The organism is Burkholderia sp. RF7-non_BP4 (assembly GCF_001521935.1).
Taxonomy (GTDB): Bacteria; Pseudomonadota; Gammaproteobacteria; order Burkholderiales; family Burkholderiaceae; genus Burkholderia; species Burkholderia diffusa.
In genome coordinates, this window is sequence record NZ_LOTA01000053.1 from 350,651 (window position 1) to 368,162 (window position 17,512).

General features: G+C 64.3%; 18 protein-coding genes. 8 read left to right on the forward strand and 10 right to left on the reverse strand.

Translation table 11 applies throughout. The features are described 5' to 3' along the window. Positions 1-73: 73 nt before the first annotated feature. The 3 genes from fabF to WS49_RS19890 form a co-directional block, all read right to left on the reverse strand. The gene (gene fabF, locus WS49_RS19880) at positions 74-1,366 is read right to left on the reverse strand and encodes a beta-ketoacyl-ACP synthase II (RefSeq protein ID WP_082725546.1); all 1,293 of its coding nucleotides are present in this window, start codon (positions 1,364-1,366) and stop codon (positions 74-76) included. A gap of 95 nt (positions 1,367-1,461) precedes the next feature. After that, complete coding sequence (locus tag WS49_RS19885; RefSeq protein ID WP_257127722.1) at positions 1,462-2,070, reverse strand: acyl-homoserine-lactone synthase; 609 nt, start codon at positions 2,068-2,070, stop codon at positions 1,462-1,464. A 428-nt stretch (positions 2,071-2,498) separates the two neighbouring features. Continuing rightward, positions 2,499-2,882 (reverse strand): DUF4902 domain-containing protein, encoded by a 384-nt coding sequence (locus WS49_RS19890; RefSeq protein WP_059532255.1) that lies wholly within the window; start codon positions 2,880-2,882, stop codon positions 2,499-2,501. A 394-nt stretch (positions 2,883-3,276) separates the two neighbouring features. Here WS49_RS19890 and WS49_RS19895 point away from each other — a divergent pair, with 394 nt between their 5' ends. The 3 genes from WS49_RS19895 to WS49_RS19905 all read left to right on the forward strand — a co-directional run bounded on the left by WS49_RS19895 (position 3,277) and on the right by WS49_RS19905 (position 6,338). Beyond that, positions 3,277-4,104 (forward strand): autoinducer binding domain-containing protein, encoded by an 828-nt coding sequence (locus WS49_RS19895; protein ID WP_257127721.1) that lies wholly within the window; start codon positions 3,277-3,279, stop codon positions 4,102-4,104. Between the two features lie 209 nt (positions 4,105-4,313). Further along, entirely contained in the window at positions 4,314-5,660 is a 1,347-nt protein-coding gene (locus tag WS49_RS19900) for an MFS transporter (protein ID WP_059532261.1), read from the forward strand. A 105-nt stretch (positions 5,661-5,765) separates the two neighbouring features. Then, on the forward strand, positions 5,766-6,338 hold the full coding sequence (locus WS49_RS19905) for a PAS and helix-turn-helix domain-containing protein (protein ID WP_059532262.1): 573 nt from the start codon (positions 5,766-5,768) through the stop codon (positions 6,336-6,338). Positions 6,339-6,462: 124 nt separating this feature from the next. Here the strand turns inward: WS49_RS19905 and WS49_RS19910 are convergent, their stop codons facing one another. Both WS49_RS19910 and WS49_RS19915 read right to left on the reverse strand, forming a co-directional pair. Then, on the reverse strand, positions 6,463-7,635 hold the full coding sequence (locus WS49_RS19910) for an NAD(P)/FAD-dependent oxidoreductase (RefSeq protein WP_059532264.1): 1,173 nt from the start codon (positions 7,633-7,635) through the stop codon (positions 6,463-6,465). A 194-nt stretch (positions 7,636-7,829) separates the two neighbouring features. After that, positions 7,830-8,981 (reverse strand): branched-chain amino acid ABC transporter substrate-binding protein, encoded by a 1,152-nt coding sequence (locus tag WS49_RS19915; protein WP_059532266.1) that lies wholly within the window; start codon positions 8,979-8,981, stop codon positions 7,830-7,832. Here WS49_RS19915 and WS49_RS35155 point away from each other — a divergent pair. Further along, on the forward strand, positions 8,968-9,315 hold the full coding sequence (locus WS49_RS35155; RefSeq protein WP_156437336.1) for a hypothetical protein: 348 nt from the start codon (positions 8,968-8,970) through the stop codon (positions 9,313-9,315). The two genes, WS49_RS19915 and WS49_RS35155, sit on opposite strands and share 14 nt — an antisense overlap. 80 nt (positions 9,316-9,395) lie before the next feature. On the opposite strand, the gene WS49_RS19920 is transcribed toward WS49_RS35155, so the two are convergent. Next, positions 9,396-9,587, reverse strand: a complete 192-nt coding sequence (locus WS49_RS19920) for a CsbD family protein (protein ID WP_059532268.1) — start codon at positions 9,585-9,587, stop codon at positions 9,396-9,398. A gap of 155 nt (positions 9,588-9,742) precedes the next feature. Next, positions 9,743-11,287 carry a helix-turn-helix transcriptional regulator gene (locus WS49_RS19925; RefSeq protein WP_059532437.1) on the reverse strand — a complete coding sequence of 515 codons (1,545 nt, stop codon included), beginning with the start codon at positions 11,285-11,287 and terminating at the stop codon, positions 9,743-9,745. A gap of 381 nt (positions 11,288-11,668) precedes the next feature. Between WS49_RS19925 and WS49_RS35705 the strand changes: the two genes are divergently transcribed. Genes WS49_RS35705 through WS49_RS19935 form a run of 3 tightly spaced genes read left to right on the forward strand, consistent with a single transcriptional unit; the run spans position 11,669 to position 12,489 of the window. Next, on the forward strand, positions 11,669-11,833 hold the full coding sequence (locus WS49_RS35705) for a hypothetical protein (protein WP_167357956.1): 165 nt from the start codon (positions 11,669-11,671) through the stop codon (positions 11,831-11,833). A 57-nt stretch (positions 11,834-11,890) separates the two neighbouring features. Beyond that, positions 11,891-12,238: a BON domain-containing protein gene (locus tag WS49_RS19930; RefSeq protein WP_059532271.1), complete on the forward strand. Its 348-nt coding sequence runs from the start codon at positions 11,891-11,893 to the stop codon at positions 12,236-12,238. Positions 12,239-12,291: 53 nt separating this feature from the next. Continuing rightward, on the forward strand, positions 12,292-12,489 hold the full coding sequence (locus WS49_RS19935) for a CsbD family protein (protein WP_059532275.1): 198 nt from the start codon (positions 12,292-12,294) through the stop codon (positions 12,487-12,489). Positions 12,490-12,717: 228 nt separating this feature from the next. Here the strand turns inward: WS49_RS19935 and WS49_RS19940 are convergent, their stop codons facing one another. Next, complete coding sequence (locus WS49_RS19940; RefSeq protein ID WP_059532279.1) at positions 12,718-13,746, reverse strand: DUF1338 domain-containing protein; 1,029 nt, start codon at positions 13,744-13,746, stop codon at positions 12,718-12,720. Positions 13,747-13,974: 228 nt separating this feature from the next. Here WS49_RS19940 and WS49_RS19945 point away from each other — a divergent pair, with 228 nt between their 5' ends. Beyond that, the gene (locus WS49_RS19945; protein WP_059532282.1) at positions 13,975-14,925 is read left to right on the forward strand and encodes a LysR family transcriptional regulator; all 951 of its coding nucleotides are present in this window, start codon (positions 13,975-13,977) and stop codon (positions 14,923-14,925) included. Between the two features lie 227 nt (positions 14,926-15,152). Here WS49_RS19945 and WS49_RS19950 read toward each other — a convergent pair whose 3' ends face one another. Both WS49_RS19950 and WS49_RS19955 read right to left on the reverse strand, forming a co-directional pair. Further along, entirely contained in the window at positions 15,153-15,704 is a 552-nt protein-coding gene (locus WS49_RS19950) for a hypothetical protein (protein WP_059532285.1), read from the reverse strand. A 23-nt stretch (positions 15,705-15,727) separates the two neighbouring features. After that, on the reverse strand, positions 15,728-17,488 hold the full coding sequence (locus tag WS49_RS19955) for a ShlB/FhaC/HecB family hemolysin secretion/activation protein (protein WP_059532288.1): 1,761 nt from the start codon (positions 17,486-17,488) through the stop codon (positions 15,728-15,730). Positions 17,489-17,512: the final 24 nt, after the last annotated feature.

The following is a 17,512-nucleotide window of genomic DNA, read 5'->3' on the forward strand; positions in this document are numbered from 1 at the left end:
GGCACAGCGCCGGACACGGACGACACGACGTATTTGCGAAATCGGACGCGCACGCGAAGCCGGTGCGCGTTGCTCAATGCGCGCCTGCGGCGCGATCCGACGGATATCGCTTGAACAGCACCGACGCGTTCACGCCACCGAACCCGAAACCGTTGGACAGCGCGATTTCGACGGGAACGTGCCGGGCCGAGGGGCCGATCAGATCGAGTCCGGCGGCAGCCTCGTCGGGGTGCTCGAGATTCAGCGTTCCGGGCAGCACGCCATCCCGCAGCGCGAGAATGGAGAACGCCGCCTCGATCGCGCCGGCCGCCCCGAGCAAATGCCCGGTCGCCGACTTGGTCGATGAAATCGCCGGGCCGGCGCCCACGCCGAAGACCGTCTTCAGCGCCTCGATTTCTCCGGAGTCGCCGACCGGCGTCGATGTCGCATGCGCGTTGACGTAGTCGACCTGCTCCGGGGCGATGTCGCCCATCGCGAGGGCCAGTTTCATCGCGCGCATGGCGCCGGATCCGTCGTCGGGCCCGGCGGTCATGTGGTAGGCGTCCGCCGTGGTTCCGTACCCGATGATCTCCGCGATCGGGCGGGCGCCACGCGCGATGGCGTGGTCGAGAGACTCGACCACCAGCATGGCGGCCCCCTCGCCCATGACGAATCCGTCCCGCTCGCGGTCGAACGGCCGCGACGCGCGAATCGGCTGATCGCCGAAGCCGGTCGACAGCGCTCGCGCCGCAGCGAATCCGCCCAGGCTCACCTTGTCGAATGCCGCTTCCGCGCCGCCGGCCAGCACGACATCGGCCTCGCCGTTCCGGATCAGGCGCAGTGCATCGCCGATTGCCTGCACGCTCGCCGCGCAGGCAGTCACGGGACAGCCAATCGGCCCGCGAAACTGATGCTTGATCGAAATCTGGCCGGCTGCCAGATTCGACAGAAAGAACGGAATGGTGAACGGCGACAGCCGGCGCACGCCGCGCGTCTCGCCGATTCTCACCGCCTCGGCCAGGCCCGGAAATCCGCCGATGCCCGACGCGACGACGGTGGCCGTCCGCTCGCGCTGACTTTCCGCCTGCGGCGCCCATCCCGCTTCCGCGAGCGCCTCGTCCGCGGCAACCATCGCCATCTGGATGAAGCGGTCCATCTTCCTCAGCTCCTTGTTCGGCACCGAGCTCTCCGGATCGAAACCGCCGTCGGGATCGTCGGCCTTCGACGGTACGGTCCCGCCGACCTTGGCGGGCAGATCGCCGACGATCTCGTCACCGAGCCGGCGAAGCCCCGACGACCCGCCGATCAGGCGCTGCCACACCAGTTCCTTGCCGCAACCCAGCGGAGACACAATGCCGATACCGGTTACCACCACTCGAAGCGTCATTTCACATTCCTCTCGCGGACCGGGACTTGCCGAGCCACATCGTTAAAGCTGTTCATCTTCATGCGCACCTTTTGAAACACTGCATGCACGCCCAATCACACGGCTTGCTCGAACGCATGCGACGCACGCAGACCGCGCGGCATGTCGAGCGGCAGGCCGTACTCCGATCCGTCGAGGTCCAGCGCGGAACGCGTCTGTTCATCGATCTCGATCCAGAACGGCAGGGTCGGCTTGCCTTCGATCATTTGGGGCGGCGCGGCGCGATGCACATTGACACCCATGCGCTTCAGCAGCCGTTCGTTACCGATCACGGAAAATGCAATGAGACGGTTCGCGCCATGTGCGTGCGCGACGCGGACGATTTCGGACATGAGCGCGCGCGTGTTTTGCCACGATGCTTCGGCAGTCAACGACTCGCCGCGCGGCATACTCATCGCGAAGCGGGACAACTCCCAAACATCGCGCGCTCGTGGGAGAGAAGCGTCGCCCATCAAATCCGAAAAAACATTACCGAGAAGATAGGGCTCGTCGGTCGGCAGCAATCGACCGCAACCGACAATTTCACTATTGCGATCGCAAGCGACAACGTAAAGCGTGTCCGCGCGATCGAAATCGTCAAATTCGATGCCATTGTCAGTCGGCAATGACCATCCGAGTTCCTGTATGAAGACCTTATGCCGAAACTTCGCGAGTCGATACATCATCTCGCGACTCAAATCAGCGCTTCGCCCCGACAATAAAGTCAACATCTGAAAGCCCTCTCTCTCATCTCAGAATTGTTAGCGCGATTGAACCCGAAATTGCCGTGACAACATAGCTGCCCGAATGGGCAGGTCACGCACTTTGGACGAGACTCATCGCGCCGAGTGGGCTGAAGCACGCCGGCGGGAAAACGGATTCCGGATTTAACTGGCGAGGGGAAGCGGGGCGCTTGCGAACGAACATCGCGAGCACGCCTGTCATGAACGGCTCGCGTGGTGCCGTGTCACGGCATGGATAATCGTGCCGCCATCGAAACTTCGCCGAGGCCGATGAGGACGATCGGCGGAAACTGGCGGTTGCGCGGCACGAGACATTAACGGCGAATCATTATTTACTCGCCGAGAAATAACGAGGCACCTTGAACACGAAATCAGTGATCGGCAACAATGGCCGATTCAAGTTCGCGTTGACGCATTCCCGAGCACAGCCAGTTCTGGATCAACGCCCGGCTGTATCGCGCGCCATAATCGCCGCCGTCCGTGTCGAGGAGCATGACGTTGCTGCTGACGTCGTCCGTCCCGACCTTCACTTCGGACCGCCCCGCTGCCACGTACCATACGCAGCCGACGCTCGCGGCGGGTTGCGTCTCGGTGCAGACCAGCTCGTAGTAGCCGGCATTGACGGCGCTGATCCCCTCACCCCATAAGTCATGTAGCAAATCCGGGGCTTGCTGACACATATGTTGGCGGAAACGCAGCGCGTAGAACGCGGGCAGGGTCAATCGCACATATCCGTCATTCAGCTTTTTTGGCATGTTCGTTCTCACAACGTGGCACCTGTTAAAATTCGCACGGCATAGTCTGACAAGATTAGCAGCGGAAGCCGGCCACAAGGTCTTTCAACGCTCGTAGCGCTCCTGTTACGACTTGAATATCCGCTGCGATCACGTACAGGTTATTTACAATTATTACAGACCATCCGGGGAATGCCATTGCATCACGCACGGTCACTGCGAGCGGAAATTGCCCGATGACGCATCGATCATGAAGCAATTCCAGGATTTTCGAATTTGCGACTCCCGAAATTGAAACGCTCTGTACGATCCAGATATATACCTACCCACATGCAAGATCCCGAAATTCGATCAACGGAAAGTCCCTACGCCATCTCGAAGTCGATTCGATAAGAATTTGCATTCGACGTCATGTTTGCCGCTCGATACGTCGAAGCGTGAGACCAACCCCCGAACGACTTTTGAAGGACCGGCCAACGCCCCCGGCAACACGATTCCTTGGGGCACGATTGACCGCAAAGGTAACGATATGCATGCATGGAAAGAAAAGTATCTGAATGGATACGCCGCGGCAAAATCCGAGGCCGACGTGTTTTTGGAGTTTTCGGCGGACGTGCGCGCCCTTGGATTCGAGTACTGTTCGTTCGGTCTGCGCATTCCGTTCCCGGTGACCAATCCGCAGTTCATGCTGCAGTCCAATTATCCGGAGACGTGGGTCACGCGCTATGTGAGTCAAAACTACTTTGCCGTCGACCCGACCGTCCGACACGGGCTCAGCCAGTTGATGCCATTGATCTGGCGTGCCGACACCCAGACTCAAAGCATCGAATTCTGGAAGGAGGCGGATCATTTCGGCTTGCGCCACGGCTGGTGCATGCCGTCCGTCAGCCGAACCGGCGCGATTGGACTCGTGACCATGGTGCGGTCGAGCGAGCCGATCGACGAGTGTGAGCTCGAGCAAAAGGGATACCAGATGTCATGGCTCGCGAACACGGCCAACTGTGCGATGAGCATGCATCTGCTCGCGCAGCGCGCGCCCGAATACGCCGTCGAGTTGACCGCTCGCGAGCGGGAGTCGCTGCAATGGTCTGCCGCCGGGAAAACCTACGTCGAGATCGGCAAGATCATGCATGTCGACGAGCGCACCGTGAAGTTTCACCTCGTCAATGCAATGCGCAAGCTGAATGCGACCAACAAGACCGAGGCCGCGGTCAAGGCGACGATTCTGGGACTCCTGTTCTGACGCCATTCTCTTCACCGGCCGCGCGGCGCCATGCTCGCGGGGCGGAAACACCGTCAAAACGGCCACGCCGGTTGCCCGTTCCAATGGCCGGCGGCCCCGCCCCCCGCCCCCGATTACCTAGGTAATTGACACGTATGGACCTAGGTAATTGGCGTCCCTACCATGGTTTTCGGCGCGAATCCAAGCGCCCACATGAAGAGGACACGACCATGACCACCCAGGACGTCGATACCCGCACGCTACGACGCGTGATCGCCGCAGCGTCGATCGGCAATTTCGTCGAATGGTTCGATTTCGCCGCATACGGCTTTCTCGCCACCATCCTGACGCGCGAATTCTTCCCCAGCGGAGACCCCACGATCGGGCTCCTGAAGACGTTCGCGGTGTTCGCGGTGGCCTTCGCGTTCCGCCCGCTGGGCGGCCTCGTCTTCGGCGTGATCGGCGACCGGATCGGACGCAAGCGCACCCTTGCCCTGACGATCCTGATGATGGCCGGCTCGACGACGTTGATCGGCCTGCTGCCGACCTACGCGAGCATCGGCTACTGGGCGCCGTTGCTGCTCACGATCATTCGCTGCGTCCAGGGGTTCTCGGCCGGCGGCGAATATGCCGGCGCATGCGCGTACGTGATGGAACACGCACCGCGCCGCCGTCGCGCCTTCTTCGGCAGCTTCGTGCCGGTATCGACCTTCTCGTCGTTCGCTTGCGCGGCAGTGGTGGCCTATCTGCTCGAATCGTCGCTGTCGTCGCAGGCAATGGTCGAATGGGGCTGGCGCGTGCCGTTCCTGATCGCGGCGCCGGTCGGCCTAATCGGCGTCTACCTGCGTGTCAGCCTGAATGAAACGCCCGCATTCCAGGCGCTCGAAGGCAAGCACGACATCGCGCATGCGCCGCTGATGGAAACGCTGCATTCGCAGTCGAGGAATATCCTGAAGCTCGGCGCGTTCGTGTCCGTGACGGCGCTGTCGTTCTACACGTTCACGACGTATTTCGCGACATACCTTCAAGTGGCCGGGCACCTGTCTCGCGGCACGTCGCTTCTCGTGACGGTGCTCGCGCTCTTCTTCGCCGCGGCCCTGTGCCCGGTCGCCGGCTTCTTCTCCGACCTCGTCGGCCGCCGCGCGACGATCGCCACGACCGGCATCTTCATCATCGTGTCGGTTTATCCGGCGTTCTCGCTGGGCGGCTCGGGCGTGCTGTCGCAATCGTTGCTCGGCGTCGCGCTGCTTGCGATCGGCGCGGTGTTCTCGGGCGTGGTGACGGCGCCGCTGATGTCGGAAGTGTTCGCGACGAAAACGCGCTACACGGCATCGGCGATCACGTACAACCTCGCCTACACGATCTTCGGCGGTACCGCGCCGCTCGTCGCCACGTGGCTGATCGCCGCGACGGGGACCAACCTGTCGCCCGCGTACTACCTGATCGCCGTGTCGATCTTCGCGATGATCGGCGGCCTGGCGCTGCCCGAAACGTCGAAGACGGCACTCGAGGAAGCCGGTCCGGCGACCGCGAGCGCCGCGCGGGCCGCGAAGCGCGGCGTCGAAGGCGCCGTTTGAGCACGGGCCACGGATGAGTTGCCCGCAGGCGCTACCGCTACAATCCGGCAGGAGCAAACCCGCCCGATAGCCTTGGTCCGAATACGGTTCGGACCCGTCGACACGATGCCGACCATGACCGACACGATGCCAAGCCTCGACTACGAAGATCTCTTCAGGCATCTGCCCGTCGCGGCCATCGTCGCCAGAGAACGCATCATGGTCGACTGCAACGAGAAGGCGCTGCAACTGTTCCGGGCCACCCGCGACGACATCGTCGACCAGTCGTTCGCGAAGCTGTATCCGCAGCGGAAGGACTTCGCGACGACGGGCCGCCGCCTCGCGCCGCTGCTCGCGAAACATGCGGGGTTCAGCGACGACCGCATCATGCGTCGCGTCGACGGCAGTCATTTCTGGGTCACCGTATGCGGCTTCGGCTACAACTCGAAGCGGCCCTTCGAGCTGGCCATCTGGACCTTCACCGACCTGTCGGAGAACGCGAAGCATCCCGACGTCGCCGGCACGTTGACCGATCGCGAGCGCGACGTCGCGGCATTCCTGGTTCACGGCCTGACCAGCAAGGAAATCGGCAAGGAACTGAGCATCAGCCCGCGCACGGTCGATATTCATCGTGCGAGCTTGTTGAGGAAGTACGAGGTACGCACGACCCACGAACTGATCACGTGCCTGCTGGCGTGAGTTGCGCGCGCAGGAACGGCGCATCCGGCATCCCCGCTCCGAAAAAAAGCCCGGCAAAGCCGGGCCAATCAGATCGAGACACAAGGAGAATCCCGCCCACCCCACACCGGGCGGTCACGCCGCGCTACACGACGTTCTTTTCGACGATCGGCCGGTTTTCGAGCACACGCTCCCAGCCGAGCGACGACAGGTCGAGCGATTCATACCGCCCGCCCAGGATCAGTTCGCTCACGCCACGCCCCGTCGCGGGCCCTTGCTGCAGCCCGTGTCCGCTATACCCGTTCGCGAACACGACGTTGTCGAGTTCGGGGTGATATCCGATGATCGCGTTGTGATCGAACACGTTGTACTCGTAGTACCCGGACCAGCAGTTCTCCACGCGCAGCGCTTCGAACTCCGGCACACGATTCGCGAGCGTCGGCCAGATCACCTCGTCGAACAGGTCGTGATCGACCTCGTCGAGCGGCAGGTCGTCGGGATCGCGATCCGGGCTCGGCGACGTCCCGCAGATGTACGTGCGCCCCTCCGGCCGGAAATACACGCCCGTCGGATCGATCAGCAGCGGGCAATCGGTCAGCTTCGCCGGCGACGACACGTTGAAGATGCTGCGACGCCGCGCATACACGGGAATGTCGATGCCCATCATCGACGACAGCGTGCGCGTCCATGCGCCGGCCGCATTGACGAGCGTGTCGCATGCGTAGCGCTCGCCGCCGTTCGTCACCACGTGCGTGACCTTGCGACCGTCGCGAACGACGCCGGTCACATCGGCCGGCACATACCGCGCGCCCAGTGCCTGCGCCTTCTTGCGCAGCGCCTGCACGAGCCCGTAACCGTCGAACCACCCTTCGCCGCTCACGCCATACGCGCCCGACACGAGATCGTCGACGTTCAGCCACGGAAACTTCGCGCGCAGCGCATCGCGATCCATCAACCGGATATCGGCGCCGAGCTTGGTCTGCAGCGCGTGGTTCTCGCGCAGCGTCGCATCGCCCGCCGGCGTCGCGAGAAACAGGTAACCGCCTTCGTGCAGATCGATCGACGGCCGCGTGCCGTCGACCTCGAGCCGTTCGCCGATCGTGCGCAGGAAGTCGATCCCGAACAGCGACATCTCGATCGACAGCGGCGTCGAGAACTGCTGGCGAATCGACGCGGCCGACAGCGCCGACGACGACTTCGCATAGGTGGGATCGCGTTCGATGACGGTCACGGACACCGTCGGATCGGTAGCGCGCAGGAAATAGGCGATCGAGCTGCCGATCACACCACCGCCGACGATGACGACTTGAGAACTCACGACTGACTCCAGTTACACGTATGAGGCGCCGCCGGCCGGCCGCGCCCGAAGGTTGTTCGTGCCGCGTCGCGCGCGGCGTCGTGCGAGCAGGCCACCCGGCGAATCGCCCCGGCGTGCGCCGCGACCGCATCCGATCGCTTCGGCTATTTCAGCACGTCCTGCATCGCCGCGAAAGCCCGCGCGCGTTCGGGTATTCAGTCCGCCGTTTGCGTGGTGACGGGCTGCCACGCGGCATTCTTCACTTCATACAGCGTCGAGCTCGGGTTCTTCAGATCGCCCGTGCTCGTGAACGCGATCGTGCCGGTGATGCCGTCGTAGCGCGTGCCCTTCAGCGCGCCGTTGAAATCGGCCGGCTTCGTCGAGTTCGCCTTCTGCATCGCGTTGATCGCGATCCACGTCGCGTCGTACGCGAACGGCGCATATGCGAGCATGTCGACGCCGTACTTCTGCTTGAATTTCGTTTCGAACTGCTTGCCTTTCGCGAGACGCGCGAGCGGCTGCCCGTATTCCCACACGGCCGCGCCTTCGGCCGCGTTGCCGGCGAGCTTGATGAAGTTCGCGTTCATCACGCCGCCGCCGGCCAGGAACTGCGCGCGGATGCCGAGCTGACGCATGCGCTTGACCAGCATCGCGGACTGCGCGTCGAGGCCGCCGAAGAACACCAGGTCGGCATTCGTGCTCTTGATCTTGGTGAGCTGCGCGCTGAAGTCGACGGCCTTGTCGTTCGTGAATTCGCGCGCGACGATCGTGCCGCCGTTCGCCTTCGCGGCCTTTTCGAATTCGTCGGCTTCGCCCTGGCCGAACGCTGTGCGGTCGTCGATGATCGCGATGCGCTTCGCCTTGGTCACGCTCGCCGCATACGCACCGGCGTTGCCGGCGTTCTGCGCGTCGGTCGCGATCACGCGATACACGGTGCCGAGGCCGGCGCGCGTGATGTCGGGATTGGTCGCCGACGGCGTGATCATCGGAATGCCGGCCTTCGCGTAGAGCTTCGACGCGGGTAGCGTCGTGCCGGAATTGAAGTGGCCGATCACGACGGCCACCTGCGCGTCGGTCAACTGCTGCGCGGCCTGCACGCCGATGCGCGGATCGCTCTGGTCGTCCTGCGACGCGACGACGAACTTCACCGGCTTGCCGCCGATCGTCGTGTGCGCGGCGTTCGCCTCGTCGACGGCCATGCGCACGCCGTTCTCGATGTCCTTGCCGTATGCGGCGCCGCCGCCGGTCAGCGGCACGGCCACGCCGACCTTGACGACCGTCTCCTGCGCGTGGGCCGCGCCGGTCTGGAACGCGAGGATCGCGGCGGTCAGTGCAACGCCGGAAAGCGAACGAATGCGGAACGTCATCGGCCAATCCTTCTTCTGTGGGTCGGGATGCGACGCGCGATCGTCGCGCGCCGGCGACCTCCCGCGTGCCGGTGATTTTTCCGTCGCCGGCGTGCCGCCGATGGCGCGTCACGTGCCGGTCGATCACCGCGGTTCCGTCTCCGGGAAACCTGTCGGCGCGCAAGAGGTGAACCGATTGTGGGTAGCCAATACGCGTGCAGCAAACGAAATATCGGAACTATGTTGTGAGGAATTGTCATCAAGTGACGACGCGGCCCGCGCGACGGCGGGCCGGGAAGAGGAAATGTCAGCGGGATGCGCGCATGCCGCGTTGCAGCGGGCCTGCGCCGGGTAATGCCGATGGAGCATCACCGCCGTATCGGGCAGCGGCAACGCACCGCACATTGCGCGATTCGGTCGACGGCGCCGGGCCGGTCAATGCCTGTCGGTGCCCGTCTGCTTGCGCACCGCATCGGCCGCCTCGCCGGCCTTCTCCTGAATCTTGCCGGCCTGCTGTTCCGCCACGCCTTCCGCTTCCGTCTCGCGGTCGCCCGTCACCTTGCCGAGCGCTTCCTTGACCGAACCCTTCACCTGTTTGAGTTTGCCTTCGATGCGATTCCTGTCCATGGTCGTCTCCTGCGATGAGTTGGGGAGAGAGCCGACGGCACGGCAGCCTGCGCCGCACCGCCGAGTGGACAGGATCGCAGCCGCGCGCCGTGCGCGGCAGATGCGGATGCACCAGCCTGCATGGTGCATTCGCACCGATGGCCCGACGCCCGGCGTCAGTCCTTGCCGTTCGCGCCGCCCTTGTCGGCGCCCTTCTCGCCTCGCGCGCCGTTCGCGTCGGATGCGCCGACGATCCCGCGCTCGCGCGCCCATACGATCGCCTCGCCGCGGCTATGCACGTCGAGCTTCGCGTAGATCGTCGCGACGTGATTGCGGACCGTGTTCGGCGCGAGCCCGAGGCGGGCGGCGATCTCCTTGTCGGCGAGGCCGTGACACAGCAGGTCGAACACGTCGCGCTCGCGCGCGGTGAGGTCCGACAGCTGCGCGCCCGCGTCCGGCGCATTCGCGCGGCGCACGTTCGCCAGTTTTTCGATCAACGTGCGGCTGAACCACGACGCGTCCTGCATTGCGGTCTCGATCGCATAGACGAGTTCCATCTCGGTGCGCTTGCGATCGCTGATGTCGAGCAGCGCGATCAGCAGGCAATCCTGCCCGTGAATCGCGACCGGTTCGGCCGACACGACGCAATCGCGCACGTCGCCGTCGCGCGTGCGGATCTGCACGTCCGCGTTGCGCACGTTGCCGTCGCGCGCGAGCTGGCCGTCGATGCACTGCCGGGCGCCGCGTTCGGCCCACAGCCCGATCTCGTCCGCGGACTTGCCGAGCAGATCGTCGCGCGCATGGCCGGCCATCGCGACGAAGGCATCGTTCACGTCGAGCAGCTCGAAGCGGTCTGCCGTGACGATCGCGGTCGCGACCGGCGCCATCCGGAACGCCTTCGCGAAACGCTCTTCGCTCTGCCGCAGCGCGAGCTCGGCCTGCTTGCGCGGCTCGAGATCCATGAACGTGAACAGCATGCACGCCTCGCCGTTCATGTCGATCGGCTGCCCGGCAACCACCACCGCTTTCGTGCCGCCGTCCGCACGCTTGAGCACGGCTTCCATCTGCGGGATCGTCGCGCCCTCGCCCAGCCGCTCGATCGCGAGTTCGCGCCGCTCGGCGTGTTCGAGCACGTCGAGTTCGTAGACGGAGCGGCCGAGCACGTCGTCGCGCGCATGCCCCGTCATCTCGAGGAAGCCTTGATTGACCTTCACGTAGCGCAGGTCGTCGAGCCGGCAGATCACGGCCGGCGCCGGATTCGCGTTGAACGTGCGCTCGAAGCGGTCCTCGGCGCTCGCCCATTCGGTCGCATCGTGCAGCACGAGCGCGAGGCAGTCGGGCTCGCCGGCCGCGTTCGTCAGCACGAGGCTGCGGATGCGGTGAACCCAGCTCACGTTCTCGTCGGCGGCCGATTCGACTTCGACGGTCACGTCGCTGAATTCCTCGCCCGCGATCACGCGATCCATCGGATAGTGGCCGTCGCGCACCGGATGGTTGTTCCGGTAGCGCAGGCGGAAGCGCTCGCGATACTCGGTGACGTCCGCGCCGAGCGCGTCGAGCTCGGTGACGCCGTGCATCGCGAGCGCGGCCTCGTTCGCCCACACGATGCGCTGGTCGGGTTCGATGAGGATCACGCCCTCGGTGAGCCCCGCGATGATCTGGTGCAGCTGGCGCCGGTCGGTATGCGACTTGAGCACCTGTTCGTTGACTCGTTCGTCCATGGGTCGGTGGTCCACGTGGTCGACAGGGTTGCCGGGTCGGTCGCGTCCGCGCCGGCGCGTGCACGCGATGATCGCGTGCGCGCCGATGCCGGCGACAGGCGCGGATGCACCCTGCGCAATAGTACATTCGCATGCCGCGCCGCCTGCGTGCGCCATCCCGCCGAGCCGCGCGCGGCGCGGGTGGCGCGCCGGCATCCCGCCTCGCGCGCATCACGGCGCACACGACGCACTTCCCGTTCCCGCTCCTTCGTTCCGTCCCCGTGCAAACGCACTAGCCGATCCGGTGAATTTGCGCGATGTCCGCGTGCATTCGCGCCGGTACGCTGGTACTGCATCGGCGCCCACGCGCCGCCCTTTCATACCGCAGAGGAGGATCACCTGATGAAGCTCCATCAGACACCCGATCCGACGCGCCCCGAGCCGGCCCCGGACAATCCGCCCGAACCGTCGCCCGGCACCGATCCGCCGGTGCCGCTGCCGCCCGACGTGCCGCGCCCCGACATGCCGCCGCGCGAGCCCGGCTACGACACGCCGATCGCGCGGTAACGCGCGGCGCGCCTGCGCAGATTCCCCATCCACCACGCCAATCGAAGGAGCACATCCATGAACAAGACCTCGAACCTGTCGGCGCTGCTCGCCGTCAGCGCGGCGTTCCTGCTTTGCGCCGCTCCGCTCACGAACGCACAGGCGGCATCGTCGACCGACGACGGCATGAAGACCGAATCGAACCAGCCCGTCACCGATACATGGATCACGACCAAGGTGAAGAGCGAACTCGCGACCACGGATGGCGTGAAAAGCGTCCACGTCGGCGTGAAGACGGTCGACGGCGTCGTCACGCTGACGGGCGTGCTGCCGTCGAAGGCTGCGGTGAAGAAGGCCGTCGCCGTGACGCGCTCGATCAAGGGCGTGAAGCACGTCGACGCATCCGGCCTGAAGGCGAAGGCCTGAGCTGTCGCGCGGCCGAGCGTCGCGCTTTTCTCCCCTTACTCCAGGAGCACACCATGAACGAAGACAAGATCAAGGGTCAATGGAAGCAGCTGACCGGCAAGCTGAAGGCCAAGTGGGGCAAGCTGACCGACGACGATCTCGCGGTCGCCGAAGGCAACCGCGAGTATCTGACCGGCCGGATCCAGGAACGTTACGGGATCGCGCGCGACGAAGCCGAGAAGCAGTTGAAGGAATTCGATCGCGAGCTTTGACGCGCCGGTCGTCTCACCCCGCCGCGATGCGTCCTGCGTCGCGGCCACGCGGAGGACCACGACATGGGCAAATATCTGATCGCATGGCTGCTCGGCGTACCGCTCGGCGTGCTGGTGCTGTTCTATCTGGTCACGCACCTGTTCTGACGATCGCGGCGCCCATCCAATGCAAACGGGCCGGCGGCTGTCATCAGCCGCCGGCCCGTTCGTCTGCATGCGTCGTCGCGCTTACTTCGCCGCGTTCGCCGTCATCTTGAAGATGCCTTGCGCGTTGCCCGCGTCGAAACGCAGGTCCGTCACCCAGCGGCGCGTCGCCTGGTCGAACGTGCGGCGGCGCGTGATGAATTCGTAGAACGAGCCGGGCACGTTGCGCTTCACGGTCCCGCCGTCGCGCGTGCGGAATTCGCGCTCGACGATATCCGCGCGATACGCGGTCTGGAACACGCGTCCCGAACGCGAGCGCTCGACTTCCGGCTTCATCGGCCGGCCCTTCGCCTTCTCGTCGTCGGACAGCTTGAACACGTCGGTCACGCGATCGGTCGCGTGGTTGAACGCGTTGCCTTCGGTCGCGATCCACGCCATTTCGGCCGATTCGAGCAGCAGCGTCTCGTAATCGAGTTCGCTCGGCAGGTCGTGCTGGCGCGCGAACGCGCCGACGATCTCCGGCAGCAGCGCATGCGCGGCGTCGAGCGGCAGCCAGCCTTCGCGCTCGATCTCCCACAGCAACGCGACGGCCGCCGGCGACAGCGGATCGCGCGACGAGCTCACGACGTTCGTCACGGCCTGCTGGAATTCCCGGGAGAAGCGCTCCGGATGCAGTTCGCTGACGAAGAACTGCGCGATCTCGTCCGGCGCGTCCTCATGCGCATATGCGCGGCCGGTCATGCCGAGCTTGTCGAGCGGATAACGGCCGTTCAGGCGGAAGCCGAGCGGACGCAGGATGCGCGTGAACGCGGCTTCGCCCGGCGGCAGCGCGCCCGTGTGCGGCCAGCGCACCGTGCGCAGCGCGCCGTGGTCGAAGTAGACCGAGCCGCCGTTTTCGATCGCGTCGGCCGTGTATGCGCGGCCGTTCGCCGAACGTTCGAGCAGCCCTTCGAACAGCGCCATGTTCATCGCCTGCGCGATTTCCGCGCGCGTGACGACGTCGGTTTCCCATTCGTCGAGGATGGCCGGCATGTTCAGGGTCGCGAACAGGGCGTCGGTCTTCGCCTGTCCCAGCAGCTTCGTCAGCAGGCTCTCGATATTCGGATTGCGCATCAGGATTCTCGTGTTCGGGGGACCGCCGGCAAAGCGTGCCGGCAACTCGAATGGCCGGCCGCCCAGCGGGCGCCTGGCCTTGCGTGGGATGCATTATTCAAAGGGTTGCAGCGGGGCGTAAAGCGAGATTAAATTGACACGTGATGAGTTTTTGGAATTATCGGCCGTCTCCGCATTCGTCCTCCGGCCCGCCGCGGGCGGGTCCGTTCGTCAGACAAAACGAGCATCATGCGCAAATTCAAGATCCCCAACATGGGTGCGCTCGTGGCTTTCGAAGCCGCGGCGCGCCACGAGAGCTTCACGCACGCGGCCAAGGAGCTGTTCCTGACCGAAAGCGCGGTATCGCGGCAGATCGCGACACTCGAGGCAAGCCTCGGCGTGCGGCTGTTCGCGCGCGTGAAGCAGCGCGTCGTGCTGACGCGCGCCGGCAAGCTGTACGGCACGCAGGTGCGGCGCGCGCTGGAGGCGCTCGATCGCGACACGCTGTCGATCATCGCGCACGGCAGCGGCGGCGGCTACCTGGAGCTCGCGGTGCTGCCGACCTTCGCGTCGCACTGGCTGATCCCGCGCATCAAGAGTTTCTACGACCGCACGCCGGACGTGCGCGTGAACATGGGCAGCCGCACCGACCTGTTCTCGTTCGAGGACACGCACTTCGAGGCCGCGATCCACTACGGCAAGCCGACCTGGCCGGGCACGTCGTCCGACTACCTGTTCGGCGAGGAAGTCGTGCCGATCTGCTCGCCCGCGCTGCTCGACGGGCCGGTCGAACGCGTGGAGGATCTGCTCGCGTATCCGCTGCTGCACTCGACCACGCGTCCCGGCGCTTGGGCGCAGTGGTTCGAGACGCATGGCGTCGAGGACATCCGCACGATGCAGGGTGTGCGCTACGAGCTGCACACGATGCTGATCAGCGCGGCCGCGGCCGGCCTCGGGATCGCGCTGGTGCCGAAGTTCTTCGTCGAGGAACAGTTGCAGCAGCTCGGCCTCGTCGTGCCGTGCGACGCGGCGACGGTCGGCGATTCGGCGTACTACCTCGTGTATCCGACGGAGTTCAGTCACAGCAAGCCGCTGGAATCGTTCCGTGCGTGGTTGCTGGAGCAGGCGAGCGCGTATGCGGCGCCGGGGCGGGAGGGGGAGGAGGACGGCGACGCGGAGGATGACGAGGACGTCGAGTAGCGAAACAGGGACGGTGTAGCGCCGCTCCCGATCCTATCGGTGGCACGAGCGCAGCCCACGCATCGCGATCGGGCAACGCGCCGGCGGCGCTCATTGCGCCGCCTGCCCTGATTGGAAAAAACGATCGGTCCAGCACGCTACGCGTGGTCCGGTAGCCGGTTTGCCGATGCACTGTCTTCTGCAAACCCTACGCCAGAACCATCTCCATCAATTGCAGGGATTCAATTTTACGGCGCTGCGTCTTCACAGAGTGGCGCATGCTTCACGCCGATCGATTCTGTCCGAACGCGATCGTCTTCGACAATCAGCCTGCGAATCTCGAGTCGAAGGTAACCGGACGGATGAATAGCAAAAGCTTCGTAGTCTTTGCCTGCCTTCGGCACGAACGTGCCGGCGGCGTGTTCTCGTGGCGTCGAAAACACCACGCCTCCGGTCTGCGACGTTCCTCCGGTATCAAGCGTGATCGTCAACGGCTCGTTGGCCTTAACCACGTATTCGTCGTAGTAGCGGTAAGCATCTTCCGGGACCGGCATGCCGATTGTCGTGTTGGCGAGATTAAGCAGGCGCGGTTTGGCAACAGCCGTGCCGCGACTCGCGAAATCAAAAGCGTGTTTCTTCGGTTCGCACGATGTGTTGAAGTAAAAATGGGTATCGGTGCCAAAGTAGACACGAATGCGTGCATCGTTGGCGGGATCGTAGGCAACGCTCTGCGCGCTGTGCGATGCGCAGCCTGCGAATAAAACGCAAAGGCCAAGTACCGATAGTGCGTTTCGAAGCATGACGGATTCCCTATACGGCGATCTTAGAATTGCGACGTGAGTTGAAATCCCACCGTGACGCGCGCGGTTGGGAAGCCGGACGGCTTGTAGACCGGTGTGCCGGCGAACAGGTCGTACCCGTATGCGCCGAAGCGCGTGCCGATACTCCCCTTGACGCCGATCACTGCACCTGCCAACTGCGTTCCGACGAGCTCGACCGGCTGTGGTCCCCACACGCGGCCATAGTCCATCCCCACATACACGGCCTGCCCCGTCTGGCCGATCGGCATTTGCAGCTCGTTACGCCAGTACAGGCCACGCGCTGCCGCCAACATCGTTTCGCCGTCGAAGCCGCGCACGGTGTATCGGCTGCCGATGGTCAAGTCATCGATGTAGTACAGCGTGTTCCCCGTGTACTGACCGTGAACACTCGTCACGTAGCGGAATGGCTGCTTGGCGATCGCGAACGGCACCGACAGGTTCGCATCCAGCACCGCCATTCTGTAGCGGTAGGTTGGGCCGCCGCCGGCCGCGAGTATGTCGTCCCGTGCGCCGAGACCGCCGACGCCCTGACGATACGCGAGCGTGCCGTCGAACTGCGCGCCGTCGAAGTAGTGGCGATCGGTCAGGCCAAGTTCGATAACCGTGTTGTTGCGACGCTGCTGCGTGATTTCAGTGTCTTCAATGAAGCTTTCCCCGAAACGGCGCGACAGTCGGACGTACCCACCGAGCACGTCGTTCTGGCTGCGCGCCAGCACGCGGGCCAGTTTGAAATCCAGCGTCTTCGAATTGCCGCTCGCAACGAACGTCTGGTTCACGCCGGCAATCTGTTGATAGTAGGTGTTCGTGTACGCCGCAATCGTGGCGGTCCAGTAGCCCCACGGAATCGAATAGAAACCGTTCCAACCATGCGACCCAAGGCGCTTGTCGCCGAATTCGAGGTCTTGACTCACGCCGACATTGAGAATGTCGTTCAAGCCAAGCGGGTTATCGATACCGACTGACAGATTACCCTGCAGTTTGCCCGTTGCGCGTGTGCCTGAATTGTCGATCGATGCGACGACGGTCCACGGCTTACCGCGCTTCACGTCCAGCACAACGTCGCTTTCTCCCGGCTTGTCAGCGGGAACGATTTGCATCGACACGTCCTGACTGGTGACGCGCTTCATTTGCTCCAGACCTTGCTCAAGGTCGCGCAAGTTCAGCACTTCGCCGTCGCCGGTCGGGAATGCGGTCTTCCAGGTGCCGCGCAGTTTCTCGTCAGCGAAACGGACGTGTCGAATCACGCCCGGAATCAGTGCGAGCTTCAGCGTGCCGGTTGCCAAATCCTGTTCCGGCAGCAACACGCGCGTTGTGATGTAGCCGCGCGCCAAGATTTCCCGAGACAACGCCTTGACGATCATATCGACGCCTTGCTTGCCGACACACTGGCCGGCGTAGTGGCCGAGCCATTCGCGCGCGAAGGCGAAGCGATCCATCGGCAGTGCGGAAGCGCCGGCCGACTTCGCGGCATCGGGCAGCGAATCCGGTACGTCAAGCGCAAAGCGGTCGATACGGAAACACGGCTGTTCGTTCGGCAGCGGCGCATAGGTTTCGGCGTGCGGCACGTCCGATCGGACGGAAGGGGCGCGCACGGTCGCGTCACGTTGCTGCGCGTCGCGTTGTTGCTGTGCCTGCCGGTCCTGCTCCGCGTTCGCACGTGCGGCGGCAGCCCGATCTTCAGGCGTGGGGGCCTGCTGTGCGTGTACCCCGAGCGACACGGAGGCAATGAATGGCACAGCCGCCAGCCGTCTAAAGTTTTTCATTTTTCAAAACCATAAACCAACGCA